The sequence below is a fragment of the Streptomyces sp. NPDC093984 genome (assembly GCF_044764595.1).
GTDB lineage: Bacteria > Actinomycetota > Actinomycetes > Streptomycetales > Streptomycetaceae > Streptomyces > Streptomyces cynarae.
In genome coordinates this window covers 310,433-335,169 of record NZ_JBIWIM010000002.1, presented here as the reverse complement: position 1 = coordinate 335,169, position 24,737 = coordinate 310,433, and the positions used below count along the sequence as shown (strand labels likewise).

General features: G+C 72.5%; 18 protein-coding genes. 7 read left to right on the top strand and 11 right to left on the bottom strand.

Going from position 1 to position 24,737, the window contains the following annotated elements; all coding sequences use genetic code 11:
* Entirely contained in the window at positions 1 to 1,566 is a 1,566-nt protein-coding gene (locus tag ACIRC0_RS09345; protein ID WP_403613419.1) for a DUF6350 family protein, read from the bottom strand.
* Between the two features lie 104 nt (positions 1,567 to 1,670).
* Here ACIRC0_RS09345 and ACIRC0_RS09340 point away from each other — a divergent pair, with 104 nt between their 5' ends.
* Entirely contained in the window at positions 1,671 to 2,477 is an 807-nt protein-coding gene (locus ACIRC0_RS09340; RefSeq protein WP_403613416.1) for a sigma factor-like helix-turn-helix DNA-binding protein, read from the top strand.
* A gap of 89 nt (positions 2,478 to 2,566) precedes the next feature.
* Here ACIRC0_RS09340 and sucD read toward each other — a convergent pair whose 3' ends face one another.
* From sucD to ACIRC0_RS09315, 5 genes are all read right to left on the bottom strand, one after another.
* Positions 2,567 to 3,451, bottom strand: a complete 885-nt coding sequence (gene sucD, locus ACIRC0_RS09335) for a succinate--CoA ligase subunit alpha (RefSeq protein ID WP_366024017.1) — start codon at positions 3,449 to 3,451, stop codon at positions 2,567 to 2,569.
* Positions 3,452 to 3,472: 21 nt separating this feature from the next.
* Positions 3,473 to 4,654: an ADP-forming succinate--CoA ligase subunit beta gene (gene sucC, locus ACIRC0_RS09330; RefSeq protein ID WP_403613413.1), complete on the bottom strand. Its 1,182-nt coding sequence runs from the start codon at positions 4,652 to 4,654 to the stop codon at positions 3,473 to 3,475.
* Between the two features lie 542 nt (positions 4,655 to 5,196).
* Positions 5,197 to 6,375, bottom strand: coding sequence for a VWA domain-containing protein (locus ACIRC0_RS09325; protein WP_403613411.1), 1,179 nt, complete (start codon positions 6,373 to 6,375; stop codon positions 5,197 to 5,199).
* Entirely contained in the window at positions 6,372 to 8,726 is a 2,355-nt protein-coding gene (locus tag ACIRC0_RS09320) for a DUF5682 family protein (RefSeq protein ID WP_403613409.1), read from the bottom strand. Before ACIRC0_RS09320 ends, ACIRC0_RS09325 begins: the two co-directional genes overlap by 4 nt.
* Entirely contained in the window at positions 8,723 to 9,943 is a 1,221-nt protein-coding gene (locus ACIRC0_RS09315; protein WP_403613406.1) for an AAA family ATPase, read from the bottom strand. Before ACIRC0_RS09315 ends, ACIRC0_RS09320 begins: the two co-directional genes overlap by 4 nt.
* A gap of 134 nt (positions 9,944 to 10,077) precedes the next feature.
* Here ACIRC0_RS09315 and ACIRC0_RS09310 point away from each other — a divergent pair, with 134 nt between their 5' ends.
* Positions 10,078 to 11,430: an SWIM zinc finger family protein gene (locus ACIRC0_RS09310; protein ID WP_403613403.1), complete on the top strand. Its 1,353-nt coding sequence runs from the start codon at positions 10,078 to 10,080 to the stop codon at positions 11,428 to 11,430.
* Between the two features lie 41 nt (positions 11,431 to 11,471).
* Positions 11,472 to 13,094 carry a DUF5691 domain-containing protein gene (locus ACIRC0_RS09305; protein ID WP_403613400.1) on the top strand — a complete coding sequence of 541 codons (1,623 nt, stop codon included), beginning with the start codon at positions 11,472 to 11,474 and terminating at the stop codon, positions 13,092 to 13,094.
* A gap of 130 nt (positions 13,095 to 13,224) precedes the next feature.
* Here ACIRC0_RS09305 and ACIRC0_RS09300 read toward each other — a convergent pair whose 3' ends face one another.
* A complete protein-coding gene (locus ACIRC0_RS09300; protein WP_030233524.1) occupies positions 13,225 to 13,641 on the bottom strand; it encodes a cobalamin B12-binding domain-containing protein in 417 nt (138 codons plus the stop codon).
* Positions 13,642 to 14,287: 646 nt separating this feature from the next.
* Here ACIRC0_RS09300 and ACIRC0_RS09295 point away from each other — a divergent pair.
* Both ACIRC0_RS09295 and ACIRC0_RS09290 read left to right on the top strand, forming a co-directional pair.
* The gene (locus ACIRC0_RS09295; protein ID WP_103837472.1) at positions 14,288 to 15,145 is read left to right on the top strand and encodes an alpha/beta fold hydrolase; all 858 of its coding nucleotides are present in this window, start codon (positions 14,288 to 14,290) and stop codon (positions 15,143 to 15,145) included.
* 289 nt (positions 15,146 to 15,434) lie between these two features.
* The gene (locus tag ACIRC0_RS09290; protein WP_403613397.1) at positions 15,435 to 16,955 is read left to right on the top strand and encodes a M23 family metallopeptidase; all 1,521 of its coding nucleotides are present in this window, start codon (positions 15,435 to 15,437) and stop codon (positions 16,953 to 16,955) included.
* 161 nt (positions 16,956 to 17,116) lie between these two features.
* Here ACIRC0_RS09290 and pcrA read toward each other — a convergent pair whose 3' ends face one another.
* Positions 17,117 to 19,627: a DNA helicase PcrA gene (gene pcrA, locus ACIRC0_RS09285; protein ID WP_403613394.1), complete on the bottom strand. Its 2,511-nt coding sequence runs from the start codon at positions 19,625 to 19,627 to the stop codon at positions 17,117 to 17,119.
* Positions 19,628 to 19,859: 232 nt separating this feature from the next.
* Between pcrA and ACIRC0_RS09280 the strand changes: the two genes are divergently transcribed.
* Positions 19,860 to 20,834: a tellurite resistance/C4-dicarboxylate transporter family protein gene (locus tag ACIRC0_RS09280; protein WP_403613391.1), complete on the top strand. Its 975-nt coding sequence runs from the start codon at positions 19,860 to 19,862 to the stop codon at positions 20,832 to 20,834.
* On the opposite strand, the gene ACIRC0_RS09275 is transcribed toward ACIRC0_RS09280, so the two are convergent.
* On the bottom strand, positions 20,812 to 21,165 hold the full coding sequence (locus ACIRC0_RS09275) for a hypothetical protein (protein WP_403613389.1): 354 nt from the start codon (positions 21,163 to 21,165) through the stop codon (positions 20,812 to 20,814). The genes ACIRC0_RS09280 and ACIRC0_RS09275 overlap by 23 nt on opposite strands.
* A 434-nt stretch (positions 21,166 to 21,599) precedes the next feature.
* Here ACIRC0_RS09275 and ACIRC0_RS09270 point away from each other — a divergent pair, with 434 nt between their 5' ends.
* Positions 21,600 to 22,667: an NlpC/P60 family protein gene (locus ACIRC0_RS09270; RefSeq protein ID WP_403613387.1), complete on the top strand. Its 1,068-nt coding sequence runs from the start codon at positions 21,600 to 21,602 to the stop codon at positions 22,665 to 22,667.
* Positions 22,668 to 22,683: 16 nt separating this feature from the next.
* Here ACIRC0_RS09270 and ACIRC0_RS09265 read toward each other — a convergent pair whose 3' ends face one another.
* Positions 22,684 to 23,391 carry a response regulator transcription factor gene (locus tag ACIRC0_RS09265; protein ID WP_366024030.1) on the bottom strand — a complete coding sequence of 236 codons (708 nt, stop codon included), beginning with the start codon at positions 23,389 to 23,391 and terminating at the stop codon, positions 22,684 to 22,686.
* Positions 23,388 to 24,680 (bottom strand): PspC domain-containing protein, encoded by a 1,293-nt coding sequence (locus ACIRC0_RS09260; protein WP_403613384.1) that lies wholly within the window; start codon positions 24,678 to 24,680, stop codon positions 23,388 to 23,390. The genes ACIRC0_RS09265 and ACIRC0_RS09260 overlap by 4 nt, the downstream gene beginning before the upstream one ends.
* Positions 24,681 to 24,737: the final 57 nt, after the last annotated feature.

Sequence of the window (24,737 nt, the reverse complement as noted above, 5' to 3'; positions counted from 1 at the left end):
TCACGACTCTTCCGGTGGGGTGGGCATAGGGTCCGGTCCGTCCGGCAGGAATGGATCCACGTCCGCCGGCAGCACCTCGTACGGGAACAGGTCCGGGTCCTGCCAGGCCCCGTCCACCCGCGCCCCCACCGGTTCCGACGCCACCGTCGCCGGCACGGGAGTCACTGCGGAGGCGACCGGAACCTCGACCCGCCGCTCCTCCACCTCCCGGGCCTCCGTCCCCGGGACCTCGGCCCGGGGCTCCTCCATCTGCCGCAGAGACCACCACCGCACGACCACCGCGACCGGCACCCCCACCCCCGCGACCCATCCAGCGGCGGCGCCCCCGACCTGCCACCCCACCGGCCCGAACCGTGCCAACGCCGCGACCCCGAGCGGCCCCCCGGACACCTCCGCGAGCCCTCCGAGCAGCAGGCCGCACATCACCGCCGCGCCCAGGACACCCGTCACCGTCCGCCCGACGGACCACACCGCACCCCGCCCACGCCCCGGACAGGCACAAGCGCCCCGTGCCATGAACCACCCCACCACCACCCCCGCCGCGACCGGCACCACCCCCACCACCCAGCCCAGCAGCCCGCCCCCGCCCCCGCTCCCGGGCACCGCTGCCAGCAGCGGAAACGGCGGCATCAGCGACGGCACCGTCGCCGGCGACCACGGCCCCATGCCATGCCCCGCCCCCAGCAGGAACCCGGGCCCCAGCGCGTACGCCGCCGCCCACACCGCCGCGTTCGGCGCCAGGGCGACCGCCAGCAGCAGCACCGCTCCCCGTCCCGCCCACCCCTGCGTGACCTGGAGGAACGACTCCCGCACCACCGCGCCGTGCCACACCAGCGACAGCCCCACGAGCAGCGCGCCCCCGCCGACCAGCACGGCCGTCCCGGCCAGGGCAGCCCGTCCGGCGCTCGAGAGCAACTCCTGTTCGCCACGGTCGAGCACGCGCAGCGCCCCGGTCGGCCGCTCGTACGCCCTCCACACCCCCACCCCCGCCGACACCGCGGTCACCAGCGGCAGGCAGACGAGGGTCCACACCCACGACGGCCGAAGCGCCCCCGCCGAGGCGTACAGAGCCGCCACCAGCCCCACCCCGACGTAGCCCGCCACCACACCGCACCACGCCGGCCCGACGGCAACCGGCTCCGCTCCTCCCCTGCCCTCCGGGCCCTCCGGGCCGTTCATGGCCTTCATGGTCTCCGCGCCCTCCATGGCCTCCCCGTCCGTCGCCTCCCGCGCCGCCCGGTACAGCAGCCACACCGGCACCACGGCCGCCAGCAGCGGTGTGATGCCGACGGGCGCCGGCACCCCGGACAGCGTCTCGGTGCGGAAGAGCGCCACCCCGTGCGCCAGCAGCCACGACGCGGCCGCCACCCTCAGCGCCCCATCGGGCCCGTCGTCCGGGTACGGCGCGCTGACCCACAACACGATCGCGAGCAGGGCGAACGCACCGAGCCCCGCCACCGCGGCAAGGGCTCCACTGAGCAAGCCCGCACCCAGCCCGGGCCACCGGTCGCGCGACCGGGCGAGCAGGGACGGCAACGGAATGCGGCGGTCGGTCCATTGAGTCACGCCGCCATGCTCCCAACGACACGCGCTTTCCCGGCGTAACGCATGAAACCCGGATGTGTCGTTAAAAATACTTTTATGTACTTTTCGGCACGGCAGGCCGCCTGATGAGGCAGACCCTCACGCCTCATCAGGCCTTCGACGCGCTGTACGAGTACTGCGCCCCCGCGCTCGTACGGCAGGCGTACCTGCTCACCGGCCGGCGCGGCCTGGCCCGTGAGGCGGTCGAGCGTGCCTTCCAGCTGGCGTGGCAGCGCTGGCCCGAGGTGGCCGTGGACCGCGATCCCGCGGGCTGGGTACGAGCGGCGGTGCACGACCGGGCGCTCTCCCCCTGGCACCGTTTCCGCCTTCACCACCGGCTGCCCGAGCCGCCGCCCCCGGGACCCTCGAACCGCGCCCTGCTGCACGCGCTCCTGAAACTGCCGCCGACCCAACGGCGCACCCTGCTGCTCTACGACGGCCTCGGCCTCGACCTGCCGGACGTCGCGGCCGAGACGGAGGCGAGCACCCCGGCCGCCGCCGGCCGTCTGCTGCGCGCCCGCGCCACGCTGGCCAGGCTCGTACCGGACCAGGCGGAACCGGAGATCCTGCCCCGCCGGCTCGCCGAACTGGCCTCCTCGGAAGGCCTCCGCGCCCCCAAGGCGCCCTCGGTCCGCTCCCACGGCGAACGCCACACCCGCCGCTGCGCCCGCGCGGCGATCGCCCTGACGACGGCGGTCATCGGCGCGACGACCCTGACCCTGCGCACGGCCCCGAACCACTACGAGCCCCCGGTGGGCCGGGGCACTCCCGTCCGGGACATTCCCCCGCGCCTGGCCCAGGGCCCCCTGTCCCAGCCGCAGACAGCCCTGCGCAGCAAGCTGATGTCGGCCCCGCACCATGGCCCGGCCCGGCTGACACCGCAGCCCCGCTGAGCGGTCGGCCGCCGCGGCGGCTCCCGGAAAGCCCGGTGGGCCCGCACCCCAAGGGGTACGGGCCCACCATGCGTTCAGCCGGGCGGAGTTCAGCCGGCCAGGATCTCGCGCGCGAGCTTCGCGGTCTCCGTCGGCGTCTTGCCGACCTTGACGCCCGCCGCCTCCAGCGCCTCCTTCTTCGCCTGGGCGGTGCCCGACGAACCGGAGACGATGGCGCCCGCGTGACCCATGGTCTTGCCCTCGGGCGCGGTGAAGCCCGCGACGTAGCCGACGACCGGCTTGGTCACGTTCTCCTTGATGAAGGCCGCGGCCCGCTCCTCGGCGTCGCCGCCGATCTCACCGATCATGACGATCAGGTCGGTGTCGGGGTCGTCCTGGAACGCCTTGAGCGCGTCGATGTGGGTCGTGCCGATGATCGGGTCACCGCCGATGCCGACGCAGGTCGAGAAGCCGATGTCCCGCAGCTCGTACATCATCTGGTACGTCAGCGTGCCGGACTTCGAGACCAGGCCGATGCGGCCCGGCTTGGTGATGTCGGCCGGGATGATGCCGGCGTTCGACTGACCGGGGGTGATCAGGCCGGGGCAGTTCGGGCCGATGATGCGGGTCTTGTTGCCCTTCTTGCCGGCGTACGCCCAGAAGGACGCCGTGTCGTGCACCGCGATGCCCTCGGTGATGACGACGGCGAGCGGGATCTCGGCGTCGATGGCCTCGACGACCGCGTCCTTGGTGAACTTCTCCGGGACGAAGATGACCGTGACGTCGGCGCCGGTCTTCTCGATGGCCTCGGCCACGGAGCCGAACACCGGGATCTCGGTGCCGTCGAAGTCGACGGTCTGGCCCGCCTTGCGGGGGTTCACGCCACCGACGATGTTGGTGCCGGACGCCAGCATGCGGCGGGTGTGCTTCTGGCCCTCGGAGCCGGTCATGCCCTGGACGATGACCTTGGATTCCTTGGTGAGGAAGATAGCCATGGTTGTGTGTGACCTCGTCCCTTACTTCGCGGCAGCAGCCAGCTCGGCGGCCTTGTCGGCCGCGCCGTCCATGGTGTCCACACGCTGCACGAGCGGGTGGTTGCGGTCGTCCAGGATCTGGCGACCCAGCTCGGCGTTGTTGCCGTCGAGGCGCACGACCAGCGGCTTGGTGACCTCTTCGCCCTTGGACTCGAGGAGCTCCAGGGCCTGCACGATGCCGTTGGCGACCGCGTCACAGGCGGTGATGCCGCCGAAGACGTTCACGAACACGGACTTGACGTCCGGGTCGCCGAGGATGATCTCCAGGCCGTTCGCCATGACCTCGGCGGAGGCGCCACCGCCGATGTCGAGGAAGTTGGCGGGCTTGACACCCTTGTGCTTCTCACCGGCGTAGGCGACGACGTCGAGGGTGGACATGACCAGACCCGCGCCGTTGCCGATGATGCCGACCTCGCCGTCGAGCTTGACGTAGTTGAGGTTCTTCTCCTTGGCCGCGGCCTCGAGCGGGTTGGCCGCCGCCTTGTCGTGGAGCTCCTCGAACTCGGGGTGACGGAACTCGGCGTTGTCGTCCAGGGACACCTTGCCGTCGAGGGCGATGACGTCACCGGAGGCGACCTTGGCCAGCGGGTTCACCTCGACCAGGAGGGCGTCCTCCTTGATGAAGACCTCCCACAGGCTGACCAGGACGTCGGCGACCTTGTCGGCGACCTCGGCCGGGAACTTGGCCGCGGCGACGATCTCCTGCGCCTTCGCCTTGTCCACGCCGTCGATGGCGTCGATGTCGATCTTGGCGACGGCCTCGGGGCGGGTGGCCGCGACCTCCTCGATCTCCATGCCGCCCTCGACGGAGGCGATGGAGAGGAAGGTGCGGTTGGCGCGGTCGAGGAGGAAGGAGACGTAGTACTCCTCGACGATCTCCGGGGCGGTCTGGGCGATCATCACCTTGTGGACCGTGTGGCCCTTGATGTCCATGCCGAGGATGTCCGTCGCGCGGGCGACCGCCTCGTCCGGGGTGGCGGCCAGCTTGACACCGCCGGCCTTGCCGCGGCCACCGACCTTCACCTGCGCCTTGACGACCGACTTGCCGCCCAGCCGCTCGGTGATCTCGCGCGCCGCCTCAGGCGTGTCGATGACTTCACCGGCCAGCACCGGTACACCGTGCTTGGCGAAGAGGTCCCTCGCCTGGTACTCGAACAGGTCCACGCGCTTCCGTCCCTATCAGTGATCTCGCGGTTCGTTGGATGCGTGGGCGTGCCGCGAAGGGCAACGTGACGTCCGCTGTGTCACAAGGGAGGCGCACACGGTGTCCGAGCGCGCGGCATGTCCGTCTCGCAGGTTATCGCCGCTCGCGGGGCCTCCATAAATCGGGGGTCACACCTGAGCGGTGATACCTGTCACATGATGCCGCATTCTCTGGCACGCCGTGCCAGCGGTGAAGGGCCTCACCGGGCCGGGGTCGCCCCGGTGAGGCCCCGTGAACGACCCCGAAGGGCTCAGGGCGGCTGATCCCCACCCCAATGAGGACCGGCCTACCCTTTCCGCAAGGTTCCGGGCGGACGAACCGACGGCTTTCGGCCGTCCGGAGATCGGCAGGGGTGCCGGGCGGCGGGCAGACCTGTTCCGCCCTGGCCCGCGCGGCAGGTCTCGCGGGGAGGAGGTGCTGCCCTGATCGGGGAACTCGGGAATGTCCCGGTGCCGGTCCGCACCGTGAGGTGTCCCGCTTCGGGATTCCTCGCGCGTAGCCGTCAGGCCGTCTCCGGTATCGGCAGGGGCCTCTTCTCAATCGCCGCCGCCATCACCTCCGGGAAGAGATCGGGCGTGCACGCGAACGCCGGTGCTCCGAGCGCCGCGAGCGCCGCCGCGTGCTCCCGGTCGTACGCGGGTGCCCCCTCGTCGGAGAGCGCGAGCAGCGCCACGAACTGCACCCCGGACGCCTTCATCGCCGCCACCCGCTTGAGCATCTCGTCACGGATGCCTCCCTCGTACAGGTCGCTGATGAGGACCACGACCGTCTCCGTGGGCCGCGTGATCTGCGACTGGCAGTACGCCAGCGCCCTGTTGATGTCGGTGCCGCCGCCGAGCTGGGTGCCGAAGAGGACGTCGACCGGGTCCTCGAGCTGGTCGGTGAGGTCCACGACGGCCGTGTCGAAGACGACGAGCCGGGTGGCGATGGACCGCATGGACGCCAGCACCGCCCCGAACACGGACGCGTACACCACCGAGGCCGCCATCGACCCCGACTGGTCGATGCAGAGGACGACCTCCTTCTTCACCGACTGGGACGCCCGCCCGTATCCGATCAGCCGCTCCGGCACCACCGTGCGGTACTCCGGCAGGTAGTGCTTGAGGTTGGCGGCGATCGTGCGGTTCCAGTCGATGTCCCGGTGGCGGGGGCGGGTGATACGGGCGCTGCGGTCGAGGGCGCCGGTGAGCGTGGCCCGGGTGCGGGTGGCGAGCCGCTTCTCCAGGTCCTCGACCACCTTGCGCACCACCGCCCGCGCCGTCTCCTTGGTGGTCTCCGGCATCGCCTTGTTCAGCGAGAGCAGCGTGCCGACCAGGTGCACGTCGGCCTCGACCGCCTCGAGCATCTCCGGTTCGAGCAGGAGTGTGGACAGCCCGAGCCGGTCGATGGCGTCACGCTGCATGACCTGGACGACGGACGAGGGGAAATAGGTGCGGATGTCGCCGAGCCAGCGCGCCACGGACGGCGCGGACGCCCCGAGTCCGGCCGAACGGTCCCGCCCCTGCTGCGGTCTGTCCCCCTTCCCGTACAGCGCGGTCAGTGTCCCGTCCATCGCCGCGTCCTGCCCGGTCAGCGCGTACCCGGTGCCGTCCGCCGCGTCTCCGCCGAGGACGAGCCGCCAGCGCCGCAGCCGCTCGTCGGCTCCGGCGGTGTTCGCCCCGTCGGTCGTGTGCGTGTTCATCCGGCCACCCCCACCAGGTCGTCGACATCGCTGCCGTCGGGTCCGTCCAGGCCGAGCAGCAGGCGCAGCACCGGGACCACGGCGTCCGCCCGTCCCGTGTCGAGGTCGGTGCCGAACCCGGGGACACCCGCGCCGGTGGCCGCGGCCCTTCCCCGCACGTCCGGCCCGCGGCGCACCAACTCGCCGAGGGTGCGCCGCACTCCGGGCTCGTACGCCGAGAACGTCCGCCGCAGCAGCGGCAGTACGTCGGTGAACGCCTCCGCCGGCACCCCGGTGAGCCAGGCGTCCACCAGCGCGAGCAGCCGCTCGTCGTGCACGAGCAGCATCCCGCCGCCGGAGCCGCCCCCCACGAATCCCTCGATCCAGGCGGCGGCGTCCGCCGGTGGCGTCCCCGGCGACAGCACGAGCCCCATCAGCCGTGCGGCCTGGTCCTGCGCCAGCTCCCCTTCGTCCAGGAGCAGCCGCACGGCCCTGCCGCGGATCACCCCGGGCACGGTGTCCCGTCCGCCGAGCACCCTGAGGACGGCACGCCATCGCCCCCGTATGTCGCCGTGGTCCGCCGCGATGCCGTCCCCGAGCAGCCCCACCGCCCCGTGAACGGCGTCCACATGGCGCCGCATCTCCTCGGCCGCTTCCGCGTCCAGTGCCGCGCACGCCGGTGGCAGCCCGACGAACACGCGCTCGGCGAGACCCGCCGCGACGTCCGCGAGGGCCCGGGTGTCCGTACCGCGCACGTCCCCGTAGCGCAGGGAGCGGACCAGGGCGGGCAGGGCCTGGGCGAGGTGGCCGACGTCGGCGTCGAGGGCGGCTCGGTCGGCGAGGACCCGCATCACCACGGGCAGCGCCGCCGGCAGTTCCGCCAGCAGGCACCGCTCGGCGAGCGCGGTGACGTCGGCGAGGGCCTGCGCGGCGGTGGCGTCCGCCTCGGCCCTGGCGGTCGCGGCGGCGAGCACGGTCGTCCCCCACACCCCGGCCTCGGCGACCCGCACCGCGAGCTCCGGTTCCCAGCGCAGCCGCCAGGTCTCCCGGAACGTCCCCGTGCTGCCCCGCGAGGCCGCGGACTCCCCCCAGCCGATCCCGAGGAGCCGCAGCCGGTGCAGCAGCCGGCTGCGCTCGGCGTCGGTGTCCTTGCGCAGGTCCAGCTCCACCTCCCGCTCCAGCGGCTCGGGTTTGAGCCTGAGCCGCTTCTGCAGCCGGGCGAGGTCCCGCTGCAACGGCACGGCGGGGGCCGATTCCGGCACTTCCCCCATGTCGTCGCCGACCACCAGCCGGTCGCGCACCAGCGCCAGCGGCACGTCCGAGCCCTCGCACATCACCGCCCGCACCGCGTCGGTCGTCTCCGAGAGGCCCGGAAGCGGGCGCCCGCGCAGGACGGCGAGGGTCTCGGCCAGTCGCACCGCCTCGATGACGTGCGCGGACGACACGATCCGGTCCTCCTCGCGGAGCAGCCCGGCGACCTTCGTCAGCCACCGCTCGACGGGCCGGTCGGCAGCGCGGAACAGATGCCCGTACCAGCCCGGCGAGTCGATGCCCGCCCCGTACCCACTGGCCCGGGCGAGCCTGCGGTGGGTCCAGGGCACCCAGGTCATGTCCGTCTTCACCTTGGGCAGGCCCTTCAGCAGCGCGCGGTCGGCGGTTACGGAGGTCCGCTCGCGCAGCGCGGGCACGTGCCAGGCCCCGCACACCACCGCCACGTCGGTCCCGAACTCCCGCTGGGCGGCGCGCACCTGAAGGCGCATGTACGCCTCCCGCACGAGGTCCCGCTCGTGTCCCCCGGCGCCGCACTCCTCCCGCAGGGCGGCCATGGCCTCCCCGAGCACGGCGAACGGCGCGAGCGGGTCCCCCGTCCCCACGCCCCGGTGCTCGACGACGTCCTCCCACCATCGCTCCGGGTCGTCGTACCCGGCGGCCTCGGCCAGCACGGCGAGAGGGTCGACGCGGACGGTGGTCTCGGAGCCGTCGACCTCGTCGGGCCCCTCGGCCTCGGTCCCCGTGGCCTCTTCCTTGTCCCACGCCAGTGTGTGCGCCGCCGGCAGGTCGATGAACCGGGCCGGAACCCCCTGGCACAGGGCCCAGCGGATCGCCACCCACTCCGGGGAGAACTCGGCCAGCGGCCAGAAGGCCGATCGTCCGGGCTCGTCCACGGCGTGAGCGAGCAGGGCGACGGGGGGCCGCATGTCCGGGTGGTCCGCGAGCGGGATCAGGGCGTCCGCCTCCGGTGGCCCCTCGATCAGCACGGCCCCGGGTCGCGCCGCCTCCAGTGCTGCTCGCACGGCCCGTGCGGATCCCGGCCCGTGGTGCCGCACCCCGAGCAGCAGTGGTCCCCTCCCCGGGGAGTCGGTGTCTTTCACGCGGTCACCTCCCGGCACGCGCGGTAGAAGTCGGTCCAGCCGTCGCGCTCGCGGACCACCGCTTCCAGGTACTCCTGCCAGATGACGCGGTCGGCCGCCGGGTCGCGGACGACGGCGCCGAGGATGCCCGCGGCGATGTCGCTCGGACGCAGCACGCCGTCGCCGAAGTGGGCGGCCAGCGCCAGTCCGTTGGTGACGACGGAGATCGCCTCCGCGGTGGACAGGGTGCCGCTGGGCGACTTCAGCTTGGTCCGGCCGTCCGTCGTGACCCCGCCCCGCAGTTCGCGGAAGACCGTCACCACGCGGCGGATCTCGTCGATGCCGTCGGGCACGGCCGGCAGGTCGAGCGAGCGGCCGATCTGGTCGACCCGGCGGGAGACGATGTCGACCTCGGCCTCCACGCTGTCCGGGAGTGGCAGCACCACCGTGTTGAAGCGGCGGCGGAGCGCGCTCGACAGGTCGTTGACCCCGCGGTCGCGGTCGTTGGCGGTGGCGATCAGGTTGAAGCCGCGGACCGCCTGCACCTCTTCGCCCAGCTCCGGTATCGGCAGCGTCTTCTCCGACAGGATCGTGATCAGCGTGTCCTGGACGTCGGCCGGGATGCGGGTCAGTTCCTCGACGCGGGCGGTCATCCCCTCGGCCATGGCCCGCATGACGGGGCTCGGCACCAGGGCGTCGCGGCTGGGGCCGTGCGCGAGCAGCCGCGCGTAGTTCCACCCGTAGCGGATCGCCTCCTCCGGGGTCCCGGCGGTGCCCTGCACGAGCAGGGTCGAGTCGCCGCTGATGGCCGCCGCCAGGTGCTCGGACACCCAGGTCTTGGCCGTGCCGGGCACGCCGAGCAGGAGCAGGGCGCGGTCGGTGGCGAGCGTGGTGACGGCGACCTCGACGATCCGGCGCGGGCCCACGTACTTCGGTGTGATCACGGTGCCGTCCGGCAGCGTGCCGCCGAGCAGGTAGGTGGCGACGGCCCACGGCGACAGCTTCCAGCGGGCCGGTCGCGGCCGGTCGTCCTGGGCGGCCAGCGCGGCGAGTTCGTGGGCGAAGGCGTCCTCGGCGTGCGGCCGCAGCGCTTCCTCGGGCGCGGTCTCCTTCTCCTGCCCGGCTGTGAGCACGGGTGCGGACTCCGGCCCGCCGGGGCTCGCGTCCCCGCCTCCGTTCGCGGGCGCGGACGGGCTCGGGTTCGCTTCGACGGACTTCTGGTCAACGGACGCACGCATGGCCGTATCCCCCTCCAGCTCGGCCGGTTCGGATCTGCCACCAACCGTGCACCACACCACTGACAATGCGTGGTGACCTGCGCAGACGCCGTCGCGAGGGCCGATTGTCAGTGCCGGGACCTACCGTCGACGACATGACTTGGCAGGGGGAGCGCTGGACCGCGGAGCAGGTGCTGGCACTGGCACCTGATGCGGCGTCACGCAAAGCGGGAAGCAAACTCGGCACGGCCGGGCCGTGGTCGGAGACGGGCAGTTCCGACGAGGGGACGGTGTGGGGGCTGTGCAAGGGCAGTGGCAGCAAGCCGTATCAGACGGTCGTCGACATCGCGGACGCGGCCGGGCCTGCGTACAAGTGCAGTTGTCCGAGCCGGAAGTTCCCGTGCAAGCACGCGCTGGGGCTGCTGCTGCTCTGGGCGGGCGGGGACGGCGCGGTGCCGCGGGGACAGGAGCCGGACTGGGCGGAGCAGTGGATCAAGGGGCGCCGTCAGCGTGCGCAGGAGAAGCGGGCGGCCGGTGGTTCCCCGTCGGCCGCGACCGCCGATCCGGAGGCGGCCCGGCGCAGGGCGGAGCGGCGGGCCGAGCGGATCACGGCGGGGGCGACGGAGCTGGAGCAGCGCCTGGCCGACCTGCTGCGCGGCGGCCTGGCCGCGGCCGAGCAGGCGGGGTACGGGCTGTGGGAGGAGACGGCGGCCCGCATGGTGGACGCGCAGGCTCCGGGACTCGCCGGGCGGGTGCGGGAGTTGGGGGCCCTCCCGGCGTCGGGTCCGGGCTGGCCGGTGCGGTTGCTGGAGGAGTGCGCGCTGCTGCACCTGCTGGACCAGGGCTGGCTGAGGCGTGAGCGGCTGCCGGAGGGGCTGGCGGCGACGGTCCGTTCACGCGTCGGCCTGGCGGGTTCGCCCGACGGCTCGCCCGTGCATGACCGCTGGCTGGTGCTGGCGCAGTACGACACCTCGGACGGCCGGCTGACCACACGCCGGATCTGGCTGTACGGGGAGAAGTCCGACCGCACGGTGCTCCTCCTTTCCTATGGAGCGGCAGGGCGCGCGCCGGAGCCGGCCCTGCCGGTGGGGCTGGCCTTCGAGGCCGACGTGTCGCCCTATCCGGGCGCGGGGCAGTTGCGGGCGGCGCTGGGTGAGCAGTTCACGCCCGCGTCTCCCGCAGTGACGAGACCGCCGGGGGTGACCACTGCGAACGCGGCGGCGCGGTACGGGGAAGCCCTCCGGGCCGACCCGTGGCTGGACTCGTACCCCGTGACGCTGGGCCGGGTCATACCGACCCCGCTCGACGGCTCCTGGCAACTGGCGGACGCGGACGGCGGCACGGCGCTGCCCCTGACGCCGTCGGCGGGCAACAGACCGGGCCTGTGGCGGCTGGTCGCGCTGTCGGGCGGCGCTCCGGTCACGGTCTTCGGCGAGTGCGGCCACCGCGGCTTCACTCCGCTCACCGCCTGGCCGGAGGGTGCCGGAGAGGCGGTCCCGCTGTGCTGACGACGCCCGAGCGACCAAGTACGGATCCGGAAGGGGCCGACATGAATGCGACTCCCGCTCCCCAGGGCACGTCCCCCGCCGTGCCCTGGGAGGAGCTTGTCACCGTGGCCCTGCTGGGCACCGACCGGCGCACCCCGCCCTGGCTGCCGCCCGGCCCGCAGGCCCCGGCCGCGCTGCTGGACCTGGCCGCCGTGGAGACCGTCCGCCGCAGGGCCGGGCTGCGCCCCGCACCGGCCGGACCGCGCCCGGAGCCCGCGGCGGCGGACCTGCGCCCACCGCTGCCGCCCGCGGCGGCCCGCAGACTGGCCCTGCTGCTGTCCGACCGCCCCGGCACGGGCGGCGGCGGCCGCCGGGGGACGGCACCCGACCTCATGGAGCTGCTGCCGCAGTGGCTGGCGCTGGCCAACGAACGCGGCTACGCGCCACCCCCGCAGGCGCTGCCGGCGCTGCTGGACGCGGCCCGCGCCCGCACGGATCTGCGACCGGCGGCACTGACGTTCGCCGGCCCGCGCGCCCTGTGGCTGGCCCGGATGAACCCGGAGTGGCGCTTCGCGCTGCGCTCCGTGCCCGGCGGGGGTTCCGATCTGCCGCCGCCTCAGGAGCCGGACCGCGTCCGACGACTGTGGCAGGAGGGCCTGTTCGCCGAGCGGGTGGCCCTGCTCACCGCGCTGCGCGCACGGCACCCCGCTCTCGCCCGGGACCTGCTGGCCGGCACTTGGGCGACGGAGCGGGCCGAGGACCGCCTGATGTTCCTCGACTCGCTGCGCACGGGACTTCAGCCGGCGGACGAGCCCTTCCTGGAGCAGGCGCTCTCCGACCGCAGCCGCAATGTGCGGGCGACGGCGGCGGAGTTGCTGTCCGCCCTGCCGGATTCCGCGCTGGCCGGGCGGATGGCGGCGCGGGCGGCGGCCTGCGTCGCGGTCGACCCCACCCAGGGGGAGTCGGTGATCGTGGTCGAGGCGCCGCACGAGTGCGATCCGGGCATGGAGCGCGACGGGGTGGTGCCGAAACCACCGGCGGGACGAGGCGAACGGTCGTGGTGGCTCGGTCAGTTGGTCGAGGCGGCGCCGCTCGGCACATGGCCGGCGCGGCTCGGGGGGCGTACGCCGGAGGAGATCGTCGCGCTGCCGGTGGCCGACGACTGGCGGAGCGAACTGCACGCGGCCTGGTGCCGGGCGGCGGTACGGCAGCGGGACGCCGCATGGTCGCGGGCCCTGCTGGGCCCGCCGTCCGCACCGGAGGCCGCGGGCCCTGGGGCGGTGTCGCTGGCGGAGCGGGCGAAGCTGCTGTCGACGCTGGCCCCCGGGGACCGGGCCGACTGGGTCGCCGGGTTCATCGCGACGCATGGCCTGTCCGAGGCGTTCCAGCTCCTCGGGGTATGCGCGGTGCCCTGGGCCGCTCCCTTGGGCCGGGCCGTCGTCGACGCCCTCAACATCGCGCGGGACGCCGGAAGTTACCCGTGGAGCTTCAGCGGGGTGATGGGGCTGGCGGAGCGGTGCCTGGACCCGGCGGAGGCGAGCCGCCTGGACGCGCTGACGGCGATACCGGACGAGCCGGAGGACGCGTCGCCGGGTGCTGGCGGCTACTGGGCGGAGGCGTTCCAGCGCCTGACGACGACGCTGCGGCTGCGGGCGGCGATGGCGGAGGAACTGCGGGGTGCGTGAGCCGTGGGTCCACGCCGGCCCCTCGGTCCCTCCGCTCCGGACGCCGATCAGCCCGCCGCGGCCGGCGGGCTGTGCCCGGCCTCCGCCAGGTGACACCTGCGAAAGGCGCGACGCCGCCGCCTACGGAGCGTTACGCCCCGGCCGGCTGCCGTACGTTCGCCCGTACCCAGTCCACGATCGACGCGGTCGTCGCCCCGGGCGTGAAGATCTCCGCGACGCCCTTCTCCTTCAGCAGGGGGATGTCGGCCTCGGGGATGATGCCGCCGCCGAAGACCAGGATGTCCTCCGCGTCGCGCTCCTTGAGCAGGTCGATCACCGCGGCGAACAGCGTGTTGTGCGCACCGGACAGGATCGACAGCCCGATCGCGTCGGCGTCCTCCTGGATCGCCGTGTCGACGATCTGCTCGGGCGTCTGGTGGAGACCGGTGTAGATGACCTCCATTCCCGCATCGCGCAGCGCCCGCGCGATCACCTTGGCCCCGCGATCGTGGCCGTCGAGCCCCGGCTTGGCCACCACCACGCGGATCGGACCGGCTGCCACACCCATCACTGCCTCCATGAAGCGACTACACACACCCTGTACCGATCGACCGCCTGCCGCCACATCACCGCACCGGCGGACACACGGACCGCACGGTCGGCACGCCTCGAACCGGCGGATCAGCCCCGCCGGCACCGGCGCCCCGCGCCGTACCGACCCGGGAAGTGAACGAACGTTATCGCCAGCATCCCGCAACCGGCAGTTTCACGGTGGTGACCGAGGGGGAAATCACACAATGGGACACGTTCGCCGCGCAGGGTCCCCCCTCCCCGCGGCACACGGGCCGCAGCAGCGGTTCGAGCGCCGTGGACCGAGGGGATCGTGCGCAAGGAGAGCCGCACCAAGGCGGCCGCACCACCGCCCCGCCAGCGGGGCGCCGGTGGTGGTGGGGTACGCCGGCGAAAGGAATGCAAGGGCACGAAAGCGGGAAGCACCACCCGTACGAGGAGGACGGGACACCGCGCCACGAGGACGGGCGGGTTCATGTCACCACGACGAAAACGGCGCCCGTCGCGTCACCGGCGCCGTACGTGCCGCACCCGCGGCACGGCCGTACCCGCGGCACCTGCCCCACAGGCCACCGCCACGGCTTTCCATGAGGGCACACGGGGGCACGGAGACGTCCTCGCGCGTGCCGACGGGAGGTCGGCCAATGAAGGTCACCGGGGTAGTAGAGCCTCTGGTTCCGCTGTGCCAGCGCCTGTTCCCCAGCAGACTGGCCGGACTCTCCATCGCGCTGCTGAAGGCGACCGCCCTGGAGCTGGCGATTCTCGCCGGGCATCTGCTCCTCTACCCGTCGGGGATCATCCAGGAGCGTCGCTGCGCCCCGCTCCCGCCCCCTCCGGACACCACCACACTCCCCACCGAGGCCAAGCCTCCGGTGATCCTGCTGCACGGGTTCATCGACAACCGCTCGGTCTTCGTCCTCCTGCGGCGCAACCTCGCACAGCACGGCCGTCAGCACATCGAGTCACTCAATTACTCTCCGCTGACGTGTGACATCCGCATCGCGGCCGAGCTGCTCGGCCGGCATGTGGAGGAGATCTGCGAGCGCACCGGGCAGCGGCAGGTGGACGTCGTCGGCCACAGCCTGGGCGGTCTGATCGCCCGGTACTACGTGCAGCGGCTCGGCGGCGACCTCCGCGTCCGCAGGCTCGTCACACTCGGTACACCCCACTCCGGCACCCGCGTCGCCCCGCTCGCGAACGCGCACCCCATCGTCCGCCAGATGCGTCCGGGCTCCGAGCTGATCGAGGAGCTGCGTGAGCCGGCGCCCGGCTGCCGTACGCACTTCGTGAGCTTCTGGAGCGATCTGGACCCGCTGATGGATCCACTCGAGGCGGCGTGCGTCGACCATCCGGACCTGGTGGCGCAGAACATTCGGGTGAGCGGCATCGGCCATCTGGCCCTGCCGGTGCACCCCGCGGTCGCGGCCGGGATACGACAGGCTCTGGACCTCGAGGAGCCGACGGCGGCCGCGGCCCACACCGGCGGCCTCACGGTGGCGTGACTCCCACCGCGCGCCACGCCTGACACAGCGCCCGGCGTCCGTGCCCGACCCCGCGACCCGGCACCCGACACAGCACCGGCACAGCCGCTGACGCCTCCCTGACACCCGCACGCTCTCGAACATTCATCGAACGCAGCACCAAGGCCTTGTGCGGTGACCGCCGAAACACGGCCGAATGCCCGTTTCCTGCCCACCGGAAACCTGCGGAAGATTGTCGCGCCCGCGTACCGCCGGGTACAGTCGCCGCACTGCTCTGGCAGCCCCTGTTGTCGAGGCGAAAGAGAAGTCGGTGCACGACCGTCACCCGTCGGGGACCGCAACTCCCCCGGCTCCGGCCCCCGATGCCGCCTCGGCGCAGTACGCGCCGTACGGCCCGCAGGGTGGCCAGTACGGTGAGTTCACGACCTACGCCGACTCCACCGCGACCTTCGCGACCGATCCCCTCTTCGGCGACCTTCCGGGTGACGGCGGGACCGGTTCGTACGACACCGGCCAGTGGTCCACCGGTGGCCACGACACCGGCAGCCACGAGACCTTCGGCACCGGCACGCACCAGACGCTGCACTACGACCCGTACGCCGCCCAGCACCACGCCGCGTTCGACACCGGCGCCCATGACACGGCGGCGTGGGCGACGGGATACCAGCAGCTGGCCGCCATCCCCGCGCAGGCTCCGGCCCCCGACGCCACCGGCCAGTGGGACGCGCGGGCCTGGCTCGAGGCGGAGCAGTCGGCGGGCCTCACCCAGCAGTGGGATTGGGGCACGCAGACCTTCGACACGGGCACGTACGACGCCACGCAGTGGAACTCGGCGGGAAGCCCGGAACACGAGTCGGAACAAGCGGCCACCGGCGGCTTCGAGCACGCCGCCCCCAGCTCTTTCGCCGACGCCGAGCCTTTCGCCGATGCCGAGCCCTTCGAACACCAGGCGGCCACCGCCACCTTCGATCAGCTTCCGTCCGAGCGGCACACCGACGACGACGCCCCGTCAGGAGCGGCCGACGACGTCTCGCTGCTCGACGACCAGGAAGAGCGCGCACCCCTTCCGCCCTCACGTGCCGCATCCCGCGCCGCGAGCCGTTCCCGGCGTCGCACCCCGGCGAGGCGGTCCGCGCTGCTGACGGTCGCGGTGCCGTCGGTGTGTGTGATGGGGGTTGCCGGAATCGCCGCGGCGACCGTCGGCGTGGGTGGGGACGACGGCAAGGACACCACGGCGAGCGCCGCCGACACACCGGTGAAGCCGTCCGCCGCCAACAAGAAGCTGGACTCCCAGCTCGCGAACCTCTCCGCCGGCGCGAACGACTTCGCGGACCGGGCGAGTCGCACCCAGGAACGTATCGACCTCAAGGCCCAGCAAGTGGCAGAGAAGAAGAAGGCGGCGGCCGAGGCGGCGCTCAAGGAGCGGCTGCGCCCCAAGTTCGCGCTGCCGGTCCTGCAGAGGGGCCTCAGCGCCTACTTCGGCCAGGCGGGCGTCAACTGGATGTCCGTGCACACCGGCATCGACTTCCCGGTGGCGTACGGGACGACGGTGATGGCAGCGACCGACGGCACCGTGCAGACCAAGTGGAACAGCGCGTACGGCAACATGCTGATCCTGACCGCCAAGGACGGTACGCAGACCTGGTACTGCCACCTGTCCAGCTACCGGGTCCCCTCCGGTACGACCGTGAAGGCCGGTCAGCCGATCGCGTACTCCGGCAACTCGGGCAACTCCACCGGACCGCACCTCCACTTCGAGGTGCGGCCCAGCGGAGGCGCCGCGATAGACCCGCTGCCATGGCTGCGGAGCCACGGGCTCGACCCGACCTGACCGACTCGGGCTCGACCCGACCGACCGGCTCCCCGAACGACCGGTCATCGACCGGCTCCCCGACCAACCGGTTACCGACCGGCTCCCCGACCAACCCGGCTCTCCCGACCGACCGACTCAGCGGCGAGCCCCCGCCGTTCAGCGAGGGCCCGGAAGCAGGGCTACAGCTTCTCCACCGGCGCGTACCGCAACAGCAGCCGCTTCGGCTTCTCATCCCCGAAGTCGATCGTCGCCTCCGCGTTCGACCCCGTGCCCTTCACGGCGACGACCGTCCCCAGGCCGAACTGGTCATGGGTGACACGGTCGCCCACCGCCAGCGAGACCACCGGCCGCTCCGTCGCACCACCCCGGCGCGTGGCGAACCCGGACGCGCCCGCCGCCGACGAGCGCGAACGGGACGACGACAGCGAGGCCGCCACCCCCGAGAGCGGCCCGGACGACGGCGCCGCGGAGGAACCGCCCTTCCGCTTCCACTCCACGTGCTGCTCCGGGATCTCCTCCAGGAACCGCGAGGGCGGGTTGTACGACGGCTGGCCCCAGGCGCTCCGCATGGCCGACCGCGTCAGGTAGAGCCGCTCGCGCGCACGCGTGATGCCGACGTACGCCAGGCGCCGCTCCTCCTCCAGTTCCTTCGTCTGCCCGAGCGCGCGCATGTGCGGGAAGACGCCGTCCTCCATGCCGGTCAGGAAGACCACCGGGAACTCGAGGCCCTTCGCGGTGTGCAGGGTCATCAGCGTGATGACGCCGCCGCCCTCTTCCTCGTCGGGGATCTGGTCGGAGTCGGCGACGAGTGCGACCTGCTCCAGGAAGTCGGCCAGGGTGCCGCCCGGAGCGGCAGCCCCTGCGGCCTCCGCTTCCTCGCCGCGCTCCTGTTCGAACTCCAGGGCCACGGCGGCGAGTTCCTGAAGGTTCTCGATCCGGGTCTCGTCCTGGGGGTCGGTCGAGGACTGCAACTCGGCGAGGTAGCCGGTGCGTTCGAGAACGGCCTCGAGGACCGTGGCCGGTCCGGCGCCCGACTCCACGATCGTGCGCAGCTCCTCCATCAGCGCGTTGAACCGCTTGACCGCGTTGGTGGAGCGGGCCGCCATGCCGTATGCCTCGTCCACGCGGCGCAGGGCCTGCGAGAAGCTGATCTTCTCGCGCTGAGCGAGGGCGTCGATCATCGCCTCGGCGCGCTCGCCGATGCCCCGCTTGGGCACGTTCAGGATGCGCCGCAGCGGCACGGAGTCCTCCGGGTTCGCCAGCACCCGCAGGTAGGCGAGGACGTCCCGGACCTCCTTGCGCTCGTAGAAGCGGACGCCGCCGACGACCTTGTAGGGCAGGCCGACGCGGATGAAGACCTCTTCGAAGACACGGGACTGGGCGTTGGTGCGGTAGAAGACGGCGACGTCCCCGGCCTTGGCCTCGCCCGCGTCCGTGAGGCGGTCTATCTCGTCGGCGACGAACTGCGCCTCGTCGTGCTCGGTGTCGGCGACGTAGCCGGTGATCCGGGCGCCGGCGCCCGCGTTGGTCCACAGGTTCTTCGGGCGGCGGGACTCGTTGCGCTCGATGACCGCGTTGGCGGCGGAGAGGATCGTCTGCGTGGAACGGTAGTTCTGCTCCAGCAGGATCGTCGTGGCGTCCGGGTAGTCCTCCTCGAACTGGAGGATGTTGCGGATGGTCGCGCCGCGGAAGGCGTAGATCGACTGGTCGGCGTCGCCGACGACGCACAGTTCGGCGGGCGGGACGTCGTGCTCGTTCGGCGGGACGTCCTCGTCGTGCGCGCGGGTGCCGACGAGTTCGCGCACCAGGGCGTACTGGGCGTGGTTGGTGTCCTGGTACTCGTCGACGAGAACGTGGCGGAAGCGGCGGCGGTAGTGCTCGGCGACGTCCGGGAAGGCGCGCAGCAGGTTGACCGTCGTCATGATCAGGTCGTCGAAGTCGAGCGCGTTCGCCTCGCGCAGGCGGGACTGGTAGAGCGCGTACGCCTGGGCGAGGGTCTTCTCGAAGCCGTCGGACGCCTGGGCGGCGAAGTCCTCTTCGTCGATCAGTTCGTTCTTCAGGTTGGAGATCTTGGCGCTGAAGGACTTGGGCGGGAAGCGCTTGGGGTCGAGATCCAGGTCGCGGCAGACGAGGGCCATCAGGCGCTTGCTGTCGGCGGCGTCGTAGATGGAGAAGGAGGACGTGAAGCCGAGCTTCTTGCTCTCCCGGCGCAGGATGCGGACGCAGGCGCTGTGGAAGGTCATCACCCACATCGCGTTCGCGCGCGGACCGACGAGCTGCTCGACGCGCTCCTTCATCTCGCCCGCGGCCTTGTTGGTGAAGGTGATGGCGAGGATCTGCCCGGGGTGGACGCCCCGCTCGGCCAGCAGGTACGCGATGCGGTGGGTGAGCACGCGCGTCTTGCCGGAGCCGGCGCCGGCCACGATGAGCAGGGGGGAACCGGCGTGCACGACGGCCGCTCGCTGGTTCTCGTTCAGCCCCTCCAGCAGCGCCGCCGTGTCGACGGCGGGGCGGTGCGCGCCGTTGCGGTAGTACACGTCCCTGCCCGGTGGCAGGTCGAACTTCCCGCCGAACAGATCGTCCGGAACCGGCTCCGGAGCGTGCTGGTCCTCGGGCGGCGGGGGCTCCTCCTCGTGGGCCGGAGTGGCCTTGAGGTCCGCCAGGAAGCTGTCGTCAAAGAGGCTGCTCATCGCTCTCCGAGTCTAGGCCGCCCCACCGACAGCCGGTCCCCGCCCTGGAAACTCGCCCGCGAAAGCGACCGCCCGAGCCGTCTCCACTGCCGGAATCAACCGTTCCTGCGCTCCAGGAGAACGCTGTGCCCGCCGGACCCATGGGGCCGGGCACGCGCGCGTGGGGTTGTTTTCCGTCGTCGCGCGCGTGCCCCCGTACGCAACCCGTGTGCGCGTCCCTAGCATCGGGCGCATGTCAGGCACCTCCGCGCTGCGCACCTGGTGGGCGCCGCGTCCGCCCGCCACCGGGTCCGCCGTCATGGCGACCGGCATCCTGTCGGTCGGGCTGCATCTGACCGGCCAGCAGATCCTCTCCCGCCTCGCCCTGGTCCTGGCGGGTGCCGCCTGGCTGGGGCTCGCCGCCGACGTCGCCCTGCAACTGCTGTGGGACCGGGAGCAGTGGCGGGCCCGGGTCGGCTCGCCGGCCGCGCTCACCATGGTGCCGGCGACCACCGTGCTGGGCTCGGGAGTGTCCGCTCTGAACGGGCAGCCGCTCGCCGAGGCGCTGCTCGCGCTGGCCGTGGTGCTCTGGGCCTGCCTGGTCCCGTTGACCGTGCCGGACTGGGAGCGCCGGATGCCCGGCGCGGTGTTCCTGGGGTGTGTGGCCACGGAGGGGATCGCGGTGCTCGGGGCGGTGCTCGCGGCGGCCGTGGGGGTGGCGTGGCTCGCCCACACGGCGCTGGTGTTCTTCTGGCTCGGGCTGGTGTTCTACCTGATCGGGCTGGGCTGCTTCGACCCTCGGCAGGTGGTGACCGGGCCGGGCGACCACTGGATCTCCAGCGGCGCACTCGCCCTCTCGGCGCTGGCCGGTTCGCAGCTCATGAGCGCCACGCACAAAGGGCTCTACCTGTGGAACAACGACGACAGCGGCGTCCTGCGCGGTGTGACCGTCGCCCTCCTCGTCCTCGCCCTGGCCTGCTACGTCGTCCTGGCGGTGGCCGAGGTGCTGCGGCCCCGGTTCCGCTACGACGTCCGGCGCTGGTCGACCGTGTTCCCGATGGGGATGACGGCGGTGGCGGCGCTGTCCGTCGCCTCCTCCGTCGGCGTGCCGTGGCTGCGCGGCCTCGGCCGGGTGTTGCTGTGGATCGCGGTGGCCGCCTGGCTCCTGGTCCTCGCCGGAGCCGTCGCGTCCGCCGTGGACGGCGTCAGGTCCAGAGCACGGCGATGAAGATGTTCGCCAGGGTCGCGGCGCCGACGAGGCCGAAGAGGGGCTTCTCGACGGTCTCCTCGTCCCGCTTCACATAGACCAGGCCGAGGATGACGATCAGCAGGGCCAGCTTGATCCCGATCTTGATCGTGTTGACCGAGTGGTGGTCCGCCTGGTTGAGGCCGACCAGCGCCACCCCTGTGACCAGCATGGTCAGCGCGCCGTGCAGCATGGCGGGCACGAAGCGTGCCGTGCCCTGGCCCATCGCCTTCATCTGGGTGAGGAAACCGCCGAGGAGCGCGGCGATGCCGACGATGTGCAGTCCGACGAAGAGGTGGATGAGTACGTCCATGGGGCCGGAGCCTAATCAGCGCGCCTGTGCCCGCTGACACCGCCCCGGCGGATGTGAAGGTGCTCGCTCGGCCCTCCGGACCGGCCGCATATATGCGCCCTATAGCACTCGGCAGCCGCCCGGTGCGCCGGATCCGCCGCATTGGTCATCGCAGAGTGTGAAGACGGCGACCCGGCATCGGGGACACGGTCACATACGGTCACCGTCAGTCCGGTCGCGCCACTTCCGTACATCCGGTCTCCGCCGCATCACGGACGGGTTTAGCGTCCTCCCCCAGGTGTCCGGCTCCCCATCGCCGCCCGGGCCAGGGGCGGTCGTCGGGCACCACCGCCGAGAAGGTCCGGCGGCGGCCTGTTCCCCCTGTGCGGACCGCCGCCGGACGCGTGACACCGCCCGCGGCCCCGGCGGTCGTACGGAAAGGACGTGACGTCCAGGTGGCAGCGCACCGCAAGCCCAGACAGCGTTCGCTCGGGGGCGGCACGGCCCGCACCGCCGCCACGATCGCCCTCGCGGGAGCGGCTACCGCGACCGGCTTCGACGGCACGGGGCACGCCGAGCCTCCGCTCTCGCCGGCCCAGGTCAAGGCCAAGGTCGACAAGCTGTACCAGGAGGCGGAGGCCGCCACCCAGAAGTACGACGGCGCCAAGGAGCAGGCGCAAGAAGCGCAGAAACGGCTGAACGCTCTGCGGGACGAGGCCGCCCGCCGCACGGACCGGCTGAACTCCGCCCGGGACGCCCTGGGTTCCTCGGCCGCGGCGCAGTACCGCGACGGGGGCCTCGACCCCGCGGTGCGGCTGCTGCTCTCCTCGGATCCCGGGCGGTACCTCGACAACGCCGCGTTCGCCGAGCGGGTGGACAGCCGCCAGGCGGCGGCCGTGACACGGGTACGCGACCAACTGCGGGAGATCGAACGGCTGCGCGGTGCGGCACGGGTCGAACTGGCCTCACTGACGTCCCGGCAGGCGGAGCTACGGCGGCAGAAGCGGACGATCACCGAGAAGCTGGGCGAAGCACGAGAGCTGCTGTCTCAGCTCACGCAGGGGCAGCGGCCAGGGACCTCGGCGGACGGAGACGCGGGGCGGGCGTCGCGGTCCGTGGGGCGCGATCTGCCGGGCGCCGTGCCGGCCGCGACAGCGACGGCCGAGGCGCCGGACGCCCGGGCGGCGGCCGCGGTGGCGTACGCGTACGGCAAGCTCGGCAGCCCCTACGTCTGGGGCGCGACCGGCCCGAACGCCTTCGACTGCTCGGGCCTGGTGCAGGCCGCGTACCGCTCGGCGGGCATCTCGCTGCCCCGGACGACCTACTCCCAGATCAGCGCGGGCCGGCGCGTCCCGCGCTCCGAACTCCTCCCCGGTGACCTGGTGTTCTTCTACTCCGGGATCAGCCACGTGGGGATCTACGTCGGCCACGGCCAGATGATCCACGCCCCGAACCCGTCGGCACCGGTCCGCATGGCACCGATCGACGAGATGCCGTTCGCGGGGGCCACGCGGGTCGTCTGATCCGGCGGGTCCGTGCTCACACCAGCCGGCGTGCCGTCGCCCACCGTGTCAGCTCGTGCCGGTTCGACAGCTGCAGCTTGCGCAGGACCGCCGAGACATGGGACTCGACCGTCTTCACCGAGATGAACAGCTGCTTGGCGATCTCCTTGTACGCGTAGCCGCGGGCGATGAGGCGCAGGACCTCGCGTTCGCGCTGGGTGAGGCGGTCCAGGTCCTCGTCGACGGGCGGCGCGTCGGTCGAGGCGAAGGCGTCCAGGACGAAGCCGGCCAGGCGCGGCGAGAAGACGGCGTCGCCCTCCTGGACGCGGAAGATGGAGTCGACGAGGTCGGAGCCGGTGATCGTCTTCGTCACATAGCCGCGGGCGCCACCGCGGATCACGCCGATCACGTCCTCGGCGGCGTCCGACACCGACAGCGCCAGGAAGCGCACCGGCTGCTCAGGGTCGGCCATCAACGAGGCGCAGCGGCGCAGCACTTCCACTCCGCCGCCACCCGGCAGGTGGACGTCGAGAAGGACGACCTCGGGGCGGGTGGCGGTGATGACGGCGACCGCCTGGTCGACATCGGCCGCCTCACCGACGACCTCGACGCCGGTCAGCTCCGTCTGCCCGATCTCTGCCTGGACTCCCGTACGGAACATACGGTGGTCGTCGACGAGTACGACCCGCACCCGCCGGTCCGCGTTTCCGCCGGACACCGAGGCCTCCCCGTTCGCGTCGCTCATGACGTCGTCTCCGCCCTCTCCATCTCCAGCTCGACCTCCGTGCCGCCGTCCGGAACCGCGCGCAGCCGTGCCGTGCCGCCGTTGCGCTCCATACGGCCGATGATCGATTCTCTGACACCCATGCGGTCGCCGGGTATCGCGTCGAGGTCGAAGCCGGGGCCGCGGTCGCGGACGGACACGAACACCGTCTTGCCCTCGACCTCGGCGTAGACCTGGACGGCGCCGCCCTCGCCACCGTACTTGGCGGCGTTCACCATCGCTTCGCGCGCGGCCTGCATCTGTGCGCCGATCCGTTCGTCCAGGGGGCAGTCGCCGACGATGACGACCTCTATGGGGACGCCGTGCTTGTCCTCCACCTCCGCCGCGTTGCGCCGGACCGCCTCCGCCAGGGTGTCCGGCTCCTCGGCCTCGTCCTTGCCGGTGCCCTCCGGTTTGTACAGCCAGGCGCGCAGGTCGCGCTCCTGGGCGCGGGCGAGGCGGCGCACCTCGTTCGCGTTCTCCGCGTTGCGCTGGATCAGGGTCAGGGTGTGCAGCACCGAGTCGTGGACGTGGGCGGCGACCTCGGCGCGCTCCTGGGCGCGGATGCGCATCAGGCGTTCCTCGGACAGGTCCTGGGTGATCCGCACCAGGTACGGTCCGGCGAGCAGCGTGATGCCGACGAGGACCGCCAGCGCGGCCTGCAGGACCGAGCCGAGGTGGGCGGCGGAGCCCTGCAGTACGAACATGCCGGAGACACCCGCGGTGACCAGCAGGACACCGGCCGCGGCACGCAGCAGGGTGAGCGTGCGGCGGCGGCTGCCGACCTCCATCCAGCGGGCCCGCCGCGCGTTGTCCGCCTGGCGCCAGACCAGAGCGACGCCCGCGGCGACGAGGACGGCCGGTATGAGGTAGACCTTGGCGACGCCGTCGAGCTTCATGCTGCCCACGAAGGTCAGCGCGACGACGACCATCAGGAGCAGAGCGACGATCTGCCCCCGGTCGGGCTTGCGGGCGACCAGTCTGCGGCGGCCGTGGGGTGAGTTCTCGGTGCCGACCAGGGACGGGGAGCGCCGTTCGTCGACGCCGCCGACCCCGAGCGGGACGAAGAACCAGAACGCCGCGTACAGCAGCGCGCCGAAGCCGTGTGCCAGGAACAGGCCTACGAAGACGAGGCGCACCCAGATCACGGGCAGCCCGAGATGCCCGGCGAGCCCCCGCGCCACGCCCCCGAGCCAGCGTCCGTCGCTGCTGCGGTAGAGCTTGCGCGGCGGCCGCGGATCGGCGAGGGGCAGCGTTGCGGCGTCCGGCATGCCAACGATGGTCACACGACCGGACCGGCCGGGCATCAGGGTCGGCCCCTTAGACAC